This is a genomic window from Sphingomonas daechungensis, assembly GCF_014489495.1.
Taxonomy (GTDB): Bacteria; Pseudomonadota; Alphaproteobacteria; order Sphingomonadales; family Sphingomonadaceae; genus Sphingomicrobium; species Sphingomicrobium daechungense.
In genome coordinates this window covers 2,184,639-2,201,943 of the sequence record NZ_CP060780.1, presented here as the reverse complement: position 1 = coordinate 2,201,943, position 17,305 = coordinate 2,184,639, and the positions used below count along the sequence as shown (strand labels likewise).

The following is a 17,305-nucleotide window of genomic DNA, read 5'->3' as shown; positions in this document are numbered from 1 at the left end:
TGGACGGACTACTCAGTCGGGCGGGTCGGACGCGGTCGTCCAGTGAGGGTCTATGTGCGGAATCGTTGGGATTGTCGGGAAAAGTGAAGTCGCTCAGCGGCTGTTCGACGGACTGAAGCGGCTCGAATATCGCGGATACGACAGTGCCGGCATCTGCACGATCGACCACGGTGAGCTCGTCCGTCGCCGGGCAGAAGGGAAGCTGGACAATCTCGCCCGCGAGCTGGCCAGGGAAAAGCTCGGTGGGACGATTGGCATCGCTCACACGCGGTGGGCGACGCATGGGGCGCCGACCGTCGACAATGCGCACCCTCACATCGTCGGACCGGTGGCGATCGTCCACAACGGCATCATCGAGAATTTCAAGCCGCTGAGAGAAGAGCTCATCGCCGATGGCCGCGAGTTCCGAAGCGAGACGGACACCGAAGTTGTCGCCCATCTGGTTGCCCGGGAGGTCGAAGGCGGCGCGTCGCCGCAGGACGCGGTCGCCGCCGTGCTGCCGCGGCTGCAGGGAGCGTTCGCGATCGCATTTCTGTTCCGCGACTATCCCGACCTCATCATTGGCGCGCGAATGGGTGCGCCGCTCACCGTCGGCTATGGCGACGGCGAGAATTATCTCGGCTCCGATGCGCTCGCTGTCGCCCCTTGGACGCAGCGGATTGCCTATCTCGACGAGGGCGATTGGGCGGTGGTTCGCCGCGAGGGCATCGAGATCTTTGACCGTGACAATCAGCCCGTCGAGCGGGAGATCGTCGAATCCGGCGCTTCTGCGGCTCCGGTCGAGAAGGGCAATTACGCCCATTACATGCAGAAAGAGATCTTCGAGCAGCCGATCGCCGTCGCTCAGACGCTCCAGAGCTATGTCCGTCCATTCGAGGGCGAAGTGGCATTGCCGACAGGCGACCTCGACCTCGCGACCGTGGGCCGGGTCACCATCGTGGCTTGCGGCACCAGCTTTTACGCGGGGATGGTCGCGAAATACTGGATTGAGCAGTTCGCCCGCGTTCCCGTCGACATCGATGTTGCCAGCGAGTTTCGCTACCGCCAGCCGGTGCTGGAGCCTGGTGGGCTCGCGCTCTTCATCAGTCAGTCGGGCGAGACGGCCGATACGCTCGCGGCGCTGCGGCATGCCCGGAGCGAGCAACAGCGGATTGCGGTCGTCGTGAACGTGCCGACAAGCTCGATGGCTCGCGAGGCGGACCTTCTGCTTCCCACGTATGCCGGGCCGGAAATCGGCGTGGCTTCGACGAAGGCGTTCACCTGCCAGTTGGCGGTGCTGGCCGCTCTCTCGGCGAACCTTGCCCGCGCGAAGGGCAGACTGAGTCGGGAAGAAGAGCAGGAAATCGTCCAGCACCTCCAGGAGGCCCCCGCCGCACTGAACGCAGCGCTCGGCCACGATGACGATATTGCCTCCATGGCGCATCTTATCGCGCCGGCGCGGGACGTGCTCTACCTCGGTCGTGGTCCAGACTATCCGCTGGCTCTCGAAGGCGCGCTAAAGCTCAAGGAAATCAGCTACATCCACGCCGAAGGCTATGCCGCCGGCGAGATGAAGCATGGGCCGATTGCGCTGATCGACGAAGCTGTCCCAGTGATCGTCCTCGCGCCGTCCGGGCCGCTGTTCGAGAAAACGGTCAGCAACATGCAGGAGGTCCGGGCCCGCGGAGGCAAGATCGTTCTGATCAGCGATGCCAAGGGCCTCGAAGATGCCGGCGAGGGCTGCATCGCGACGATCGAGATGCCCGAAGTGCACCCGCTGATCGCGCCCCTCGTCTACGCGGTGCCGGTGCAGTTGCTGGCGTACCACGTGGCGGTGACCAAAGGCACGGACGTCGATCAGCCGCGCAACCTCGCGAAGAGCGTTACGGTGGAATGAAGCACGTCGGCATCCTCGCGCACAGCTTCGAGGGGGCGACGCTTTGTTTTCACACGGCGTGCATGGAGGGCTTGGCGAAGCTTGGCGCGCACATGCATCCCGAGATCACGATGACCTGTTCGCCCATGGCGTTAGTGCTCGACGCATGGGAGCGGGGCGATAACGAGGAGCTGCGCGGCTTCTTCATGAACGATGCGAGGAAGCTTGCGGCTGCCGGCGCCGATTTCTTCGTCCTTCCGGATAACACCGCCCACATCGCGATGGAGGCCGCGGGAGAGCCTTTTCCGATCCCGGGCCTGAACATCGGCGAGGTGGTGGCGGAGCAGGCGGCGAAGGACGGCCGCGGAAAGGTCGGGATTCTCGGCACCAAGTATACGATGAACGGGCCGGTCTACCCGGGTGCGCTGGCCGTCGCGGAATTGCGTGGGCCGTTCCGTCGGCGGAGGATCAGAAGACGGTCAACGACATCATCTTCGACGAACTCTGCCTTGGCGTTTTCACCGACTCGTCACGCGATGCCTATGTGCGCATTATCGAGAAGCTGAAGGCGGATGAATGCGACGCAGTGGCGCTGGTCTGCACGGAGATCCCGCTGCTGGTCAGCAAAGATGTGTCGCCACTTCCTACCTTGGAATCCACGCAATTGCTGGCCAGGGCCGCAGTTGAGGTTGCTGTCGGGGATAGGCCGATGCCAACCTGGCGCGGCGGGCCCGTCTAGGCTGCGACGGCGGCGCGCTGGGCTTCGAGCGCCTTCTTGTGGCGCATGATCCGCTCGTAGAGGAAATCGATCACGATCCTCACCCGCGGGTGTGGCGGACGCGTTCGTGCGTGACGAGCCACATGACGCGGCCATGGTCGTCTTTCGGCGGAACGCACTGGATCAGGTCCGGGTCGGCGTCAGCGACAATGCAGGGGAGGACCGCGATGCCAAGGCCCGAGCGGATCGCCGACATCATTCCCATCGCTGAGGCATGATGCATGATGATCCGGTCATCGAGACCGAGGTCGTGCAGCCAAGCAGAATAGGCGCGCCAAAGCTTCGGCCCGCCACCGCCGATGAAGGCGTGCTTCTTCAGCTCGTGGCGCGTGGCAGGTACGCCGTGCGAAGCGGCATAATCCCGGCTGCAGTAGAGCGTCCAATCGTCGATACCGATCCGTCGGCCGACAATGCCAGCGGCGGGATCGCCATACGAGCTTCGCAGTGCGATGTCCGCCTCGCCCTCGCCGAGATCTCGCAGGTCCTGGCTGTCGTCGAGTTCGATCATGATCTCGGGATGCCGCTCGTGAAGTTCGCGAAGCATGGGCGAGAGCAGGCTTACGGCAAAGATTTCCTGGGTGGTTATGCGGACGGTGCCCGACGTGTCTCTCGCCAAGGCCGACGAAGCTTCGGAGAAGCCACTCGCGGCCTGTTCCACGACTTGCGCGCGATCCACTAGCTCCTCGCCGGCAGGCGTTAGCGAATATCCGGCTTGTCGCTTTTCGAAGAGGCGAACTCCGAGTCCCTCCTCCAGCGCCGCAATCCGCCGCGCGACGGTGGTCTGGCTGACGCGCAGGGCCCGCGCGGCTGCAAGCGTGCTTCCGTCGCGCGCGACCGCAAGGAAATATCGAAGGTCGTTCCAGTCGAACATGACCGCTTTCCTAGCGCCTGAAGGCGCTACTGCCGTTCTGCAATTTTGCAGAATGTTAGCACGAAATCGTTGCTTACGCGAACTGATTGCCGGGATTATCTGGATGGTCGCTCCGGTAAGCCGGTCCTGAATTTCAAAAGGGAAGCGACCATGAAGAACCCCTACGCAATCGCACTGCTATCAGCGCTGATCACCGCTGGCGCGCTGAAGGCGGCACCCGCATTTGCGGAGACGCCGGCTGTGCCACAGACTCACATTAGCTACGTCCAGACCGCCGATCTCGACCTATCCAGCACGAGTGGACAGCGGACCCTCGACCATCGCCTCGCGCAGGCGGCCCGCGAAGTTTGCGGCAGCCCCTCGGACGTCGACCTCGTCGGCCAGAACAAGGCTCGCGAGTGCCGCAAGGACGCGATCGAGAATGCAGCTGGCAAACGGGAAGCCCTGTTGGCCGCTGCCCAGCGCGGTGCCGTCTTGGCTGTCACCGCCAGCCGCTAGACCTTTCGAGTTCTCCAAGAAGGGCGTCCCGGCCTCCCCGGGCGCCCTTCGCCTTGTCTGGCGCCGGTGCTCCACCTAGACCGCCGCGATGGTTGAGGTTTCGGGTGGCTGTCATTGCGGGGCAGTAAGGTTCACGGCGAGGATGCCGGACGGGCCTGCCGCCGCGCTTGAGTGCAATTGCTCCATCTGCTCGATGACGGGCTTCCTCCATGTGATGGTGCCGCATGCGGATTTCGAGCTGATCACCGGTCGCAACGACCTCGCCAGCTACCGGTTCGGCAGCGGGCGGCGGAGCACCTGTTCTGCTCCAAATGCGGGGTCAAGAGCTTCTACCAGCCGCGTTCCCATCCCGACGCCTGGAGCGTGAACGCCAAATGCCTCGATCGACCGATCGACCTTGCCGTCGAACAGTTCGACGGACGGGACTGGGAGAATGCAAAGGCGCATCTCGACGACGAACAGCGAGGCCGTTAGGCGGCCGACATGGATCGCCCGCTGCGTTTGACTATCGACAAGACCTCGCTCGCCCAGAATTGGCGAACCCTTGCGGAGCGGGCGGGTGTGCCCGCGGGGCTGCAATCAAGGCCAACGCCTACGGGCTCGGAGCCCGGGAGGCTCTCCACACGCTCGCCGAAGCCGGCTGCCGGGACTTCTTCGTGTCGATCTGGGCGGAAGCCGAGGAGCTTGGCCCTTTGCCCGAAGGGACGAACCTTGCAGTTCTGCACGGGGTTGGCCCTGCGGATATGGAGGCTGCGTCTAGGTCCAATGCCCGACCGGTCCTCAACAGCGTCGAACAAGTCGCTCGCTGGAAGCTTGCGGGAGCCGGCCGTCCCTGTGACGTGATGATCGATACGGGCATGAATCGCCTTGGGCTTCGGCCGGAAGAAGTGGGCGCGCTCGATGGTCTCGCCATCGACACACTCCATTCGCACCTCGCCTGCGCGGACGAGGACCATGCCCTGAACGGTACGCAACTCCAGCGCTTCCGCGAGATTGCGGGTTCGGTGCAAGCAAGGCGTTACAGTTTGGTAAATTCGGCCGGGATCTACCTGGGGCGCGATTACAGCTTCGATCTCGTGAGGCCCGGGCTTGCCCTCTACGGTGGCATCCCGCGTGACGAGGCACAGGCGGAAATTCGGCAGGTCGCGCGGGTCGAAGCGCAGGTCGTCCAGCGCCGCACCATCCGTGCCGGCGAGAGCTGCGGGTATGGCGCGACATTTGTCGCTGAGGCGGACGTCGAAGCGGCGATCCTCAACGTCGGGTACGCCGACGGGTATCTCCGTGGCTTCTCATCCAGGGGCACTGCCTTCGCGGGCGAGTTTGCCTTGCCTGTGCTGGGACGGGTTTCGATGGATCTGATCGCAGTCGATTGCGACGTCGCACCATCGCTCGGCGAAGGCGACTGGGTCGAGATCGATTACGACCTCAGGACTGCAGCAGAGGCTTCCGGCCTTTCGCAATACGAGTTGCTGACGACCTTGGGTTCCCGGTTCGAGCGACGCTGGGTTTAGTCCCCGGCGGCGGCGTCTTCGGCTTGTAGCGGCAAAGGTCGATCACGGGGCAGCGCCAGCATTCCGGCTTGCGCGCCTTGCAGATGTAGCGGCCGTGAAGGATCAGCCAGTGGTGCGCATTAAGCCGAAAGGGCTGCGGTACGACTTTTTCGAGCCTGAGCTCGACCTTCAGAACGTCCTTCCCCGGGGCTAGGCCCGTTCGATTGCACACACGGAAGATGTGCGTGTCGACAGCGAACGTCTCCTGGTGGAAAGCCGTGTTGAGCACGACGTTGGCGGTCTTGCGACCGACCCCAGGGAGCTTCTCCAGCTCCTCTCGCGTGCCCGGAACCTGACTGTCGTGATCGCGGATCAACGCTTGGGACAAGGCGATGACGTTCTTGGCCTTGGTGTTGAACAGGCCAATCGTCTTGATCACGTCGCGGACCTTTGCCTCGCCCAGGGCGACCATCCGCTCCGGTGTCTTCACTCGGGCAAATAGCGGACGGGTCGCGATATTCACGCTCGCATCGGTTGCCTGGGCCGACAGCACCACTGCGACGAGCAAGGTGTATGGATTTTCGTACTCGAGCTCGGTCGTTGGGGAGGGGTTCTCTTCCGCAAGCCGGCGGAAAAACTCGAAGACGTGTTCGCGGTTCATTTCAGGTCGTCCAGCGCTCGTCCGAGCCGCGCCAAGCCTTCGTCAAAGTCGGCGGGTGGAAGGCCAAGCCCGACACGGAAGTGGTCCGGCATTTCGAACCAGCGGCCGGGAACGACAGCCGAATCGTACTCTTCCCTGAGGAGTGCGGCGAGACGTTCCGTGTCTCCACCCGACCACTTGGGGAAGACCGTAATGCCATGCTCTGCCGGAGCCGCCTTAACGTCCTGCCGGCCTTCTGCGAACGCGTTCCAGGTGGCACGGTTTCGAGCGAGCATCGGCTGGTTATCGGAATTGATCATGTCGAGCTGGTCGAACGCGATGCAAGCGAGGCGCTCGGCCTGATGCGCCTGATTGACTCCAAGCAGGTCGTTCAGTCGCCACATGCGCTCGGCAAGGCCAGGCTCAGCGAGGACCCACCCGCAGCGGAGGCCGCTGAGGCCGTAGACCTTGGTCAGGCTGTTCGTGCACACGAACTCGCTGCCGAGATGAGCGGCGCTACGGCGCGGCGGAACTGCGGCGTCGAGATAGACTTCGTCGACAAGGACGTGCGCGCCGTGGCTCGAGGCGAGGGCGCCGAGGTCCTTCAGGATGCTCTCGCCGGTCAGATTCCCGCTAGGGTTGTGCAGATTCGTGAGAACGATGAGGCGTGTGCGGTGGCTGATCACGGCTGCGACAGCGTCCAGATCAAGTCGGAAACCTTCGTTCGGCTGCCGGTCGAAGCGCCTGATCTCTGCGCCGAGGAAACTCGCGGCGCCGAGGAGCGGCTCATAGGTGGGCCGCTCGATCAGGACCTCATCGCCAGGCTGGATCAATGCGGCGAGAGAGAGGAAATTCGCCATGGACGTCCCGTCGGCTGCGACGATGCGGTCAGTCGGCATGCCGTAGCGCGCCCCAATGGCGTCGCGAAGCGGCGCGTAGCGGGGTGGCTTGCGCCATCCAGATCAAGGTCAGCCAGGCTGATTGGCAGTCGGTCCATGTGATAGTGCGGGACCTCGCTTGAGGTCAGGGCGTACCTCACCGGCGGCTTGAACTTTGCCCAGTGCATATAGTCCGACTGCATGATCCGGTTGGTCATGCCGATGGACGATTCTGTCTCTGCCAGAAGCGGCAGGCGGGATGCCGAGAAGCAGGATCGCGTAACCGATCAGGCTGTTCACAACACTGGTCATGACCGTTGCGACCACGATGGCGAAGCAGGCGGCGACGAAGATCCCTGTCGTGACGGGATGGCCGGGCGCCTTGAACCCTGGTGCGACTGGATCACGGGCTCGGAAGATGAAGAGCGCCGCACCGGTCAGGCCAAAGAACAGGAAATCGACTGACACCACGTAAGCGAGGATTTGGCCATAAGTGCCCGACAAGGCGATGATTGCTGCTGCGATCCCTTGAAGCAGGATGGCGCGCACGGGGACGCGGCTGTGCTCGTTGACCTTGGTCAGTGAGCGGAAAAATACGCCGTCTTCCGCCATCGCGAAATAGACGCGCGGCGCGGTCAACATGCCCTGGCTGAGAAAGCCGAGGGCGGAAATCGCAATGCCGAGTGCGATGAACGCGGCGCCTTTCTCGCCCAGCGCCAGGCGCATGACATCGCTCGCAGGCGTCTTGGACTCGGCAAGACCCTGCGGCCCGAGTGCCTGCAAGCAGATGAACGCCACCGCAGTATAAAGAATGATCACGCCCACGACGCCCAGCAGGAGCCCGCGCGCAAGGTCGCGCTGAGGATTGCGCATTTCGCCCGCGACGAAGCTCGATGTCTGCCAACCGCCGTACGAGAACATCACGGCAGTCATCGCTGCGCCGATCCCCGCGATCTGCGAGCCAGCCTCCGCCGTGGGAGTGGGCTGGTAGTTCGCGGGAGCGAAAGCGAGGCCCGCGACAACGAGTGCCACGATCGCTCCGATTTTCAGGACCATGAGCAGGTTCTGCGTATTGCTGCCGGATCGGACGCCGAAGCAGTTGATCAGCGTCAGCAGGGCCAGCGCTGCGATCGCGACCAGGCCATCCGACAAGTTGAGTGCGCTCAGGTCATTGAAATAGCGCGCGAATGTGATCGCGACTGCGGCCATGCCTCCGGATTGTATGACGAGCAGCAGGGACCAGCCGTAGAGGAACGCCGGGGTCTGCCCAAAGGCGTCGCGGATGTACGCATATTGTCCCCGACATCGGGCCTTCGCGCGGCCAATTCGGCGTAGACCAATGCTCCGGCAAGGGCGACGACTCCTCCCAGCAGCCAGACGCCGACAATCAGCTCGCGACTGTGGACGTGCCGGGCGACCTCTGCAGGATTGACGAAAATGCCGGATCCAATGATCCCGCCCATCACCAACATGGTTGCGTCGAACAGCCCCAGCCGTCTCACGAGGCCGTGAGATGATCCCGGGCTGGCGGCCTGCGTCAAACCGCGTCGGCCCCGACGACGTCGCGCATGGTGTAAATGCCCGCCGGCTTTCCGACGAGGTAGCGCGCTGCGGCGAGCGCTCCCCTGGCGAAGATCATGCGGTTCTCTGCCCTGTGCGAAAGGATCAGCCGTTCTTCGGGCCCGGCAAAAATCACATCGTGGTCGCCGGCGACAGTTCCGCCGCGAAGGGAAGCAAACCCGATCGCGCCTTCCTCGCGCTTGAGATTCGTGCCGTCGCGGCCGCGCTCGGTCCTCAGCTTCGACTGCCGTCCTCGGGCTGCGGCGTCACCTAAAGCCAGCGCCGTGCCTGACGGGCATCCGCCTTCTGCCGGTGGTGCATCTCGACGATCTCGATATCCCATTCAGGCCCGAGCACGCTTGCAGCGCGCTCCACCAGGTCGGCGAGAAGCGCGACGCCCAGAGACGTGTTCGCGGCTCGCAGGACTGCAATGTCCTTTGCGGCGGCCGCGATCCGGCGATCGGCGAAGTCGTCGAGGCCGGTCGTGCCGACCAGGATCGGAATGGCGGCGGCGGCCGCACGATCCAGGCTGGCCTGAAGCGCTGAGGGTGCAGAAAAATCGATCAGGACGTCCGCATGATCTTGATCGATCGCGAACTCATCGGTTTGGGCGACTGCATCGGCGATGGCGCGGCCCATCCTCCCATTCGGAGCGAAGAGGCTGATGCGGATCGGCTGCTCGTCAGTGCGCATATCGGCACTGATGGCTCAGCGCCGGTGCCTGCGCAACAGGCACCGGCGCGAGACTCCTTTAGCGCTTGATCATCTCGACGTAGAGCGCGCTGCCCATCAGCTTGCGCATCTTCGTCCGGTCGCCGCTGGCGGCGTCTGCACTCTTGTCGGTTTGCTGCATGCGCTGGTTGATGAGGGCGCCGCGACGATCCGCTTCCGCCGCAGACGGGAAATCGTTGAAGCGGGTGAGGAGAATGACATTCGGCTCACCATCACGCGGATTCACGCTGTTCAAGATGTGATATTCGAGGAGCCAACCCTGCGACTTTGCGAATTCCTGGTTGGCTGCCCAAGTCTTGGTCAGCCAGTCCATGTAGTTTTCGAACTGTCCATCCTCGACGTAGATGCGGTTTGCTTGCCAGAACGGGCCGCCCTTGACGGAGCTGTCCTGTGCTGTGGCCGGCAGCGACCAACTGAGAGCAGCCAGCGCCGCAGCGCCGATCAGGAATTTTCGCATGTTTATCCTCCCCGAATGCCGAAGACATGAGCGCCTTCGGCGGTGGGGCGGCGTCGCCTGAAGGCGAGACGCCGTACAGCGGCGTCGTCCCGGTCGCGCCTATAGTGACGTTACGGGCCCGTTACTAATGGAAATTAGGAGAGACGCTGGAGAAGGGCTTTGGCGGCAGAGGGTGCCCGTACCTTGGCCCCGTTGATCATGAAGATGTAGGCATCGCCATTGGCGGACCAAGCCTTTGCTTTCTCCGCAAAGCCGTCCAGCTCCGGCTCGCCGTAACCAGTGACGACGTCCTCGTTCATCCGTTGGAGCCGCGCGTATCGAAAGCTTGCCGTGTCGGCGTCAACGCAGGGAAATTCATCGTCGTCGCCGTAGACTACAGCGACGTCGCGCTCGCGGCAGAGGTCGAAGAACGCTTCGTCGCGGAAGCTCTCGTGCCGCGGCTCGATCGCGTGACGCAGCCGGACACCCTCATGTTGGTCCGGAAGAAGCTCCAGGAAAGCTGCGATGTCGTCGCGATCGAACTTGCGGTGCTTGGCCAGCATCCACAATGTCGGGCCCAGCTTGTCGCCCAGCGCCGTCAGGCCTTGCTTGTAGAAGTTTCCAATGCCTTCGCCGGCGTCGGCGAGCTTTGGCCGGGTGACGCAGAAGCGCGAGGCCTTGACCGCGAACTGGAAGCCTTCGGGCACGGTGTCGGCCCACCCTTGCCAACTCTTCGGGCTTTGGCGGGAATAGAAGGTGGCATTGATCTCGATGGCCGTCAGTTGACGAGACGCATACTCGAGCTCGCGCTTCTGCGGCAGGTCGGATGGGTAGAAGGCGCCGCGCCATGGCTCGTAGGTCCAGCCGCCGATACCGATGCGGATTTGACCCACTAGTTGAGGTCCGGAATCAGCAAGCGATGAACCGTCCCGCGCTCGGTCGAAACGACCTCATGGTGCGCGCCCAGCTGCCTGACGAAGCTGTCCACGAGCTTCGATCCGAGACCGCTGCGTTCAGGCTTGGACGCCGCGGCAATTCCGCGGCCATCGTCCTCGACAACCAGCTCGAACAGTTGCCCAGCTTTGCCCTTCACGGACACGCTGCCGTGTCCCTCGCCATTGAATGCATGCTTGATCGCATTGGTCACAAGCTCATTCACGATAATGGAAATGGACGTGGCCATATCCGGGCTCGCGCTGACCTCCTCCACGTCGCAGACGACGTCGATTCCGTCGCGAGCGATGCCGCGGTCGATCTGGTCGACCAGGCTGCACAAATGCTCGTCGAGCTTGATCCGGTCGAGGTCGCCGCTACGAAGCGCCAGCTTTTCGGATGCGCTGGCAATCGCCTGGATGCGATCGGCGACCTGCCGGAGCGCCGTCTTGACGCTGGGATCCTGCGAGCGCTGGGCCTGGAGCTGAACGACGGCAAGCACCGTCGAATAATTGTTGCGGGTGCGATGATCGATCTCATCGAGAGCCTGGTCGAGGAGCTTCAGCCGGCGCTCTCGTTCCGCGACGCCCTTGGCGATCTCGCGCTGATAGAGCGCCATGACGAAGAGGATGAGCCCGACTGAGCAAGTGGCTAAGATGAACCCGCCAAGCCGGTCCCGGTCGACCCCGTTGGGCGTCAGCGTGGGACTGACGATCAGGTACCATGTGAGGACTTGGCCCAGGAGGAGCGCGATGAGCCCGCTCCGCCATCCGGCGATCAACGTGGCAATGACCACGGCCAGGAAGTTGAGGGCATAGGGAGCTCGGTCGCCTGCAACTTCGGTCAGCCCGAACCTGACAAGCAGCATGGCCAGCGCTGCGCCCAGACCGATGCCAATTTCGATCAGAAGCGCAGTGGCGCGATTGCCAACGCGATCCGGCAAACGCGAATACAGGATCTTGCGAATGTCCGCCCCCAACTCTGCTCGCTACGCGGGCCGAAAAACCACTAATATCAAGACCAAAGCGATTGTCACCGGATAAGGCCAATGGAAACTCTAACCCATGTTAGTCCGTATACTGGAAAGCTCAACGCATGAGTCGAGGGTCGTTAGGACGTATTGTCATTCTCACCGGCGCAGGCGTCTCGGCCGAAAGCGGTCTAGCGACCTTCCGGGGACCGGACGGCCTTTGGGAGGGACACCGCGTCGAGGATGTCTGCACACCGGAGGCATTTCAGAGAGACCCGGCGCTGGTCCATGCTTTCTACGATGCGAGGCGAGCCAAGTTAGGATCGGTGAAACCGAACGCCGCTCACGAGACACTCGCGAAATTGGACGCGCAATGGCCGGGCGAGTTGCTGCTCGTCACTCAGAACGTCGACGACTTGCACGAGCGTGCCGGATCGAAGCGGCTTCTCCACATGCACGGCGAATTGACTAAAGGATGGTGCCGAAGCTGCGACGAGCGCTTCGCTTGGTCCGGCGACATGGGCCAATCCGCCCGTTGTTCGTCCTGCGGCACGGCAGGCCAGGTTCGGCCGGATATCGTCTGGTTCGGCGAGATGCCGTACGATATGGAGCGCATCGACGAGGCCCTGCAGCATGCCGACCTGTTCGTTTCGATCGGGACCTCCGGCGCGGTCTATCCCGCAGCAGGTTTCGTGCAGACGGCCCGATACTGCGGCGCCCAGACTCTCGAGATCAATCTCGAACCGAGCCTTGGAAGCACGTTCTTCGATGAAAGCCGGATCGGCCCGGCAGGGAAACTGGTGCCCGAATGGGTCGATGAAGTGCTCAGCCTGGCCTAATCGGACCATTCCAGGCCGATATCCTCGTACAGCGCGCGATCTTCTCCCCAGCGCGGGTTGACCTTCACGTGCAGGAACAGGTGCACCTTGCGGCCGAGATGTTCAGTGATCTCCGCACGCGCATTCTCACCGATCAGTCGCAGGCGTGAGCCACCCTTGCCGATGACGATGGCCTTCTGGCTGTCGCGCTCGACGAAGATCTGCTGGTGAATGACGGTCGACCCGTCGGGCGATCCTCCCAGCTCTCCGTCTCGATGGCGGTGGAGTAGGGTAGCTCCTGGTGAAGCTGGTTGTAGATCTGCTCCCGCGTCAGCTCCGCCGCGATCATCCGGTCGGTCGCGTCCGAAACGTCATCTTCGGGATAAAGCCACGGGCCCTCGGGCATCGCGCTGCCCAGCGCCGTCTTGAGCTCCGGAACGCCATCGCCGCTTGCCGCGCTAATCATGAAAACGTGATCCGGGTCTAACCGTTCGGTCAGCTTCAGTGATAGCTCGAGGAGCTTCGGCTTCTTGACCAGATCGACCTTGTTGAGCGCGATCCACAAAGGATGCTCGCGATGCTCAAGACCGGCCAGGATCTGCTCGACCTGCCGATTGAGGCCGGCATCGGCATCAATGACGAGGAGGATCAGGTCGGCATCGCCGGCTCCGCCCCAGGCTGCCGCGACCATTGCGCGGTCCAGTCGCCGCTTGGGCTCGAAGATGCCGGGCGTGTCGACCAGAAGGATCTGCGTCCTGTCGTTGATCGCAATCCCCATCAGCCGCGCCCGCGTCGTTTGCGCCTTCGGACTGACAATCGCGACCTTTTGACCGACGAGCGCATTCACGAGCGTCGACTTGCCCGCATTGGGTGCACCGATCACGGCGACGAAGCCTGCGCGGGTGGTCACGTCGTTCATTGCAACTGCTCCAACAAGGCCGCGGCGGCTGCGGTTTCGGCCTCTTGCTTGCTCAGCCCTTCGGCGGTTGCCTCGCCGACGTTTCTGACAGCGACCTTGACCGTGAACCGTGGCGCATGATGCGCGCCGCTCCTCCCGGCAAGCTCATACTCCGGCACGGACCAGTTCCGGGCAGCCGCAAGCTCCTGAAGGGCTGACTTGGGGTGCTTCGGCGCCAGGCCTTGCGATTCGACGTAAGGGCCCCACGCTCTGCGTATGAAAGCTTCGGCCTTGCCCAGGCCGTCGTCCATCAGGAGAGCTCCGATCAGGGACTCGACCACGTCTCCGACGACGTTGTCGCTTTGATTGGCGCCGTCCTCGCGTGCCTGTTTGCCCAGTTTGATATAGGAGGGAAGGCCAATATCCCGCCCAATTTCGGCGCACGTCTGGCGCGCCACTAGGTCATTGTACCGACGCGATAGCTTGCCCTCGGGCTCATGCGGGAACCGCTCATAAAGCCAGCGCGCAACGACCAGCCCAATGACTCGATCGCCCAAGAACTCGAGGCGCTCGTAGCTGTCCTTGCCGACGCTTGAATGCGTTACGGCACGTTGGAACAGGCCGAGATCCTTTGGCTTGTGCTGCAACGTCCGTTCGAGGAATTCGGCCAGGTCGGTCATTGCCGGGTGCCGTTCACGCCGCTGGCAATACGGTCGCCGCGAAGGGCGCTGAACCAGGTCCAGGGCTTAAGATACTCGGAAGATCCGTCAGTAGACCAGAAGATGACGGTGGCTCGCCCGATCAGGTTTTCCACCGGCACGAAGCCGATGCCGCCTTCCTGGACGGAGAATCTGCTGTCCAGGCTATCATCCCGGTTGTCGCCCATCAGGAACAGGTGACCTTCAGGCACGACGACATCCGAAAATTCATCGGCCCGCGGATTCTCGACCTGGTCGATCACGCTGTAGCTGCGACCGCCCGGAGTGTCTCATTGAAGACGGGGTAAAGGCACGCGGCCGCACCGTCATCGGTCAGACCTGTCATGGCCGTTGCTCCTGGCACGACCCGGCAGGGGCTATTGGCGGAAATCGGCATCGGAAACGTGCCGGCTTGTTGGCGAGCGATCGGCTTGCCGTTGAGGATCAGCATGCCGCCCTGGACGGCAACGCGGTCGCCAGGGAGCCCGATAACGCGCTTGATGTAGTCCTCATCGGTGCCGGGTGCCCGGAACACCACGATGTCACCGCGTTCCGGGAGCGTGCTGAAAATCCGGCCGTCGAAAGACGGGAATCCCCACGGGAAGCTGTAGCGGGAGAAGCCGTACGGCCATTTGGCGACGAGCAGATAGTCGCCGATGTAAACGGTTGGCAGCATCGACCCGGAGGGAATGCTGAAGGGCGCAAAGACGAAGACGCGCACGACCCAGGCGATCAGCAGAACCTCGACGACCAGGCGCAAGAATCCGCCACGTCTTTCTGTTCTTCCGGTTTTTTCGCCCGATCGGCGCGCAAAGCTTAAAGCCATGGGCGAGCTTGTTTCTGGCCTGCGGCATTGCGTCAAGGCGGGGATGGTTTTTGCGAGCCGCCCGACTATGACGCCGCCCATGACCGCCGACGGATGGAGCGCGATCGACGCGCACGAGGTTCAGACGCTCGAAAAGCTCTTCGAGCAGGATGCAGACAGGCTCTCCGCCTTTTCACTGGAACTGGGCGGTCTCTATTTCGACTGGTCCAAGACGCATCTCGACAAACATCTGCTGAAGTCTTTCGTCGCCGTCGCAGAGAGCGCCCAGTTTGCGCAGACCCGCGAGGCTTTGTTCGCGGGAGCAGAGGTCAATACGACGGAAGGTCGCCCGGCCGAGCATGTCGCCGAACGCGGCACCGGGGCGCCGGACGCGGTGGAGTTGTCGAGCGCCCGTCGCGGACGAATGCGCGCCCTCGTTGATGCGATCGAAGCGGAGGCCTTCGGAGAAGTGACCGGCGTGCTTCATATCGGCATCGGAGGCTCGGTGCTCGGTCCGGCCTTGCTGGTCGATGCGCTCGGACGCCGGTCGGACCGCCTCGAGGTCCGGTTTTTGTCCAACATCGACGGCGAAGCGTTCGACGATGCCGTGTCGATGCTCGACCCCGAGACGACGCTGGTTGTCGCCGCGTCGAAGACTTTCACGACCGCGGAGACGATGGCGAACCTCAACGCGGCGATCGCCTGGCTGCAGGAGGCCGGAGTCGAAGATCCCTTCGGCCGTGTCATCGCAGTCACCGCCAGCCCCGAGGCCGCGATCGACGCCGGGATTGACGAGACTCGGGTGCTTCAGTTCAGCGAGGGCGTCGGCGGCCGCTATTCGTTGTGGAGTGCCGTGGGCCTTTCCGCCGCGCTCGCTCTGGGCTGGACCGCCTTTGAGGAGCTGCTTGAGGGCGCTGCCGAGATGGATCGGCATTTCCGCTATGCTGAGCCGGCCAAGAACGCACCGCTTATTTCGGCCTTCGTCGATCGTTTCTACGTCCGCAAGTTCGATTGCCAGAGCCGCGGCGCTTTCGCGTATGACGAGCGTCTCCGGCTCCTGCCGTTCTACCTTCAGCAGCTGGAAATGGAGTCGAACGGCAAGTCGGTGAAGGTTGACGGCTCTCCCGTTGGTCAGCCGACCGCTCCGGTCACCTGGGGTGGAACCGGAACTGACGCACAGCACGCCGTCTTCCAGCTCCTGCACCAGGGCACGATCCTCGTCCCAGTCGAATTCATTGCCGTAACGGAAGCGGAGGACAGCCTCCCGCCCGACCATCACCGGCAGCTTCTTCTCAACGCTTTTGCACAGGGCGCCGCCTTGATGCGAGGACGGCAGAGCGACGATCCGCACCGGAGCTATCCTGGAAATCGCCCGAGCTCGACCATCCTCCTCGATCGCCTCGACGCGAGGACGCTTGGAGCGTTGATCGCCTTTTACGAGCACCGCACGTTCGCCAATGCGATCCTCCTTGGATCAATCCTTTCGACCAGTTCGGCGTCGAACTCGGCAAGCAAATCGCCCGCAAACTCGATGAGTCGGCTGACGATGACGCGTTCGATGCTTCGACGCGGGCACTGATCGACCGAGCCGGACTGTGAAATTTATTCTCTGCGCTGCAGTTTTGGCCATTTCGGCCAGCGCATCCGCAGAGACCTTGGCGCTCCACAATGGCCGTCTGTTCATTCCGGCAAAGATCGCCGGTGTCTCCACCGAAGCGCTCCTCGACAGCGGTGCCGAGGGAACGATTGTCGACCCGACCTTCGCAAAGCAGGCGAATCTCCCTAAGGGGGAAGCCATCAAGATCAAGGGCTCGGGTGGAGAAGCACCTGCGCGGGTGATCCCCGGCATTGCGGTGGAAGCGTTAGGCATATCGTACGAGCCCGAGGCACTAGTTGTGACGGACCTCTCCGAGATCTCTTCGAGGCTTCTCGAACATCCCACACATGCGATTATCGGACGGGAGCTGTTCGACGCGTCGCGCCTACGGATCGATATCCGCAACGGCTCGATCGATCCCGCATCGCCGGACCAGGTTCCACCAGGACAGCGCCTTGATCTTGCCGGTCATGCGGGGATCGAGGCGATCCCAGTAACCGTGAACGGCCTCGCGGCGCGTGCCGAGTTCGACCTAGGAAATGGCAGCGAAGTGCTGATTTCGCGCGCGATGGCCGAGCGATTGAAACTGAAAGTCGAAGGCCGCAAGTCCGGTGGAGGCATCGGCGGCGAGGTTCAGCGAGACCTGGTCAAGCTTGACAGTCTGCAGGTCGCGGGCGTGACCTTCCGCGACGTCACCGCGGCCATTGACGATCAGCCAAGCGCCAACGATTTCAACGTCGGAATTTCGATCCTGCGGAATTTCCTGATCACGACCGACTTTAAGGGCCGGGCGATCTGGCTCGAGCCGGTCGGTGCGGTTCCGGCATCGCAGTGATGCAAACAAGTGA

15 protein-coding genes and 5 pseudogenes are annotated in these 17,305 nt (G+C 63.0%); 8 read left to right on the top strand and 12 right to left on the bottom strand.

All coding sequences use genetic code 11. From position 1 onward, the window contains the following. Nucleotides 1-52 precede the first annotated feature (52 nt). Nucleotides 53-1,876, top strand: a complete 1,824-nt coding sequence (glmS, locus tag H9L15_RS11835; protein WP_187714211.1) for a glutamine--fructose-6-phosphate transaminase (isomerizing) — start codon at nt 53-55, stop codon at nt 1,874-1,876. Beyond that, a pseudogene (locus tag H9L15_RS11830) lies at nt 1,873-2,594 on the top strand (aspartate/glutamate racemase family protein). The gene glmS and the pseudogene H9L15_RS11830 overlap by 4 nt, the downstream one beginning before the upstream one ends. A 79-nt stretch (nt 2,595-2,673) precedes the next feature. Here H9L15_RS11830 and H9L15_RS11825 read toward each other — a convergent pair. Then, the gene (locus tag H9L15_RS11825; protein ID WP_223276206.1) at nt 2,674-3,504 is read right to left on the bottom strand and encodes a LysR family transcriptional regulator; all 831 of its coding nucleotides are present in this window, start codon (nt 3,502-3,504) and stop codon (nt 2,674-2,676) included. Nucleotides 3,505-3,654: 150 nt separating this feature from the next. On the opposite strand from H9L15_RS11825, the gene H9L15_RS11820 reads away from it, so the two are divergent. The 3 genes from H9L15_RS11820 (at nt 3,655) to alr (ending at nt 5,513) form a co-directional block, all read left to right on the top strand. Further along, entirely contained in the window at nt 3,655-4,002 is a 348-nt protein-coding gene (locus H9L15_RS11820) for a UrcA family protein (protein WP_187714210.1), read from the top strand. A 142-nt stretch (nt 4,003-4,144) separates the two neighbouring features. Next, nucleotides 4,145-4,369 carry a GFA family protein gene (locus H9L15_RS17805; protein WP_223276205.1) on the top strand — a complete coding sequence of 75 codons (225 nt, stop codon included), beginning with the start codon at nt 4,145-4,147 and terminating at the stop codon, nt 4,367-4,369. A 166-nt stretch (nt 4,370-4,535) separates the two neighbouring features. Continuing rightward, on the top strand, nt 4,536-5,513 hold the full coding sequence (gene alr / locus H9L15_RS11810; protein ID WP_317617511.1) for an alanine racemase: 978 nt from the start codon (nt 4,536-4,538) through the stop codon (nt 5,511-5,513). Here alr and nth read toward each other — a convergent pair. The 7 genes and pseudogenes from nth to H9L15_RS11775 all read right to left on the bottom strand — a co-directional run bounded on the left by nth (nt 5,428) and on the right by H9L15_RS11775 (nt 11,650). Then, nucleotides 5,428-6,153, bottom strand: a complete 726-nt coding sequence (gene nth, locus H9L15_RS11805) for an endonuclease III (RefSeq protein WP_187714209.1) — start codon at nt 6,151-6,153, stop codon at nt 5,428-5,430. The two genes, alr and nth, sit on opposite strands and share 86 nt — an antisense overlap. Next, complete coding sequence (locus H9L15_RS11800; RefSeq protein ID WP_187714208.1) at nt 6,150-7,031, bottom strand: pyridoxal phosphate-dependent aminotransferase; 882 nt, start codon at nt 7,029-7,031, stop codon at nt 6,150-6,152. The genes nth and H9L15_RS11800 overlap by 4 nt, the downstream gene beginning before the upstream one ends. A 69-nt stretch (nt 7,032-7,100) precedes the next feature. Continuing rightward, nucleotides 7,101-8,473, bottom strand: a pseudogene (locus H9L15_RS11795) (APC family permease). A gap of 74 nt (nt 8,474-8,547) precedes the next feature. Then, nucleotides 8,548-9,263: pseudogene (dapB, locus tag H9L15_RS11790) on the bottom strand (4-hydroxy-tetrahydrodipicolinate reductase). Between the two features lie 58 nt (nt 9,264-9,321). Continuing rightward, entirely contained in the window at nt 9,322-9,759 is a 438-nt protein-coding gene (locus H9L15_RS11785) for a hypothetical protein (RefSeq protein WP_187714207.1), read from the bottom strand. A gap of 134 nt (nt 9,760-9,893) precedes the next feature. Next, nucleotides 9,894-10,631 (bottom strand): DUF72 domain-containing protein, encoded by a 738-nt coding sequence (locus tag H9L15_RS11780; RefSeq protein WP_187714206.1) that lies wholly within the window; start codon nt 10,629-10,631, stop codon nt 9,894-9,896. Beyond that, complete coding sequence (locus H9L15_RS11775) at nt 10,631-11,650, bottom strand: sensor histidine kinase (protein WP_187714205.1); 1,020 nt, start codon at nt 11,648-11,650, stop codon at nt 10,631-10,633. Before H9L15_RS11775 ends, H9L15_RS11780 begins: the two co-directional genes overlap by 1 nt. A 116-nt stretch (nt 11,651-11,766) precedes the next feature. Here H9L15_RS11775 and H9L15_RS11770 point away from each other — a divergent pair, with 116 nt between their 5' ends. Further along, nucleotides 11,767-12,480, top strand: a complete 714-nt coding sequence (locus tag H9L15_RS11770) for an NAD-dependent deacylase (RefSeq protein WP_187714204.1) — start codon at nt 11,767-11,769, stop codon at nt 12,478-12,480. On the opposite strand, the pseudogene era reads toward H9L15_RS11770, so the two are convergent. The 4 genes and pseudogenes from era to lepB (H9L15_RS11755) all read right to left on the bottom strand — a co-directional run bounded on the left by era (nt 12,477) and on the right by lepB (H9L15_RS11755) (nt 14,815). Then, nucleotides 12,477-13,378: pseudogene (era, locus tag H9L15_RS11765) on the bottom strand (GTPase Era). The gene H9L15_RS11770 and the pseudogene era overlap by 4 nt on opposite strands. Then, complete coding sequence (gene rnc / locus H9L15_RS11760) at nt 13,375-14,037, bottom strand: ribonuclease III (protein WP_187714203.1); 663 nt, start codon at nt 14,035-14,037, stop codon at nt 13,375-13,377. The pseudogene era and the gene rnc overlap by 4 nt, the downstream one beginning before the upstream one ends. Continuing rightward, nucleotides 14,034-14,318: a signal peptidase I gene (lepB, locus tag H9L15_RS17800; protein ID WP_223276204.1), complete on the bottom strand. Its 285-nt coding sequence runs from the start codon at nt 14,316-14,318 to the stop codon at nt 14,034-14,036. Before lepB (H9L15_RS17800) ends, rnc begins: the two co-directional genes overlap by 4 nt. Further along, nucleotides 14,315-14,815 carry a signal peptidase I gene (lepB, locus tag H9L15_RS11755; protein WP_262984794.1) on the bottom strand — a complete coding sequence of 167 codons (501 nt, stop codon included), beginning with the start codon at nt 14,813-14,815 and terminating at the stop codon, nt 14,315-14,317. Before lepB (H9L15_RS11755) ends, lepB (H9L15_RS17800) begins: the two co-directional genes overlap by 4 nt. A 145-nt stretch (nt 14,816-14,960) precedes the next feature. Here lepB (H9L15_RS11755) and pgi point away from each other — a divergent pair. Both pgi and H9L15_RS11745 read left to right on the top strand, forming a co-directional pair. Then, nucleotides 14,961-16,459, top strand: a pseudogene (pgi, locus tag H9L15_RS11750) (glucose-6-phosphate isomerase). Further along, the gene (locus H9L15_RS11745) at nt 16,456-17,292 is read left to right on the top strand and encodes an aspartyl protease family protein (protein WP_223276202.1); all 837 of its coding nucleotides are present in this window, start codon (nt 16,456-16,458) and stop codon (nt 17,290-17,292) included. Before pgi ends, H9L15_RS11745 begins: the two are co-directional and overlap by 4 nt. Nucleotides 17,293-17,305: the final 13 nt, after the last annotated feature.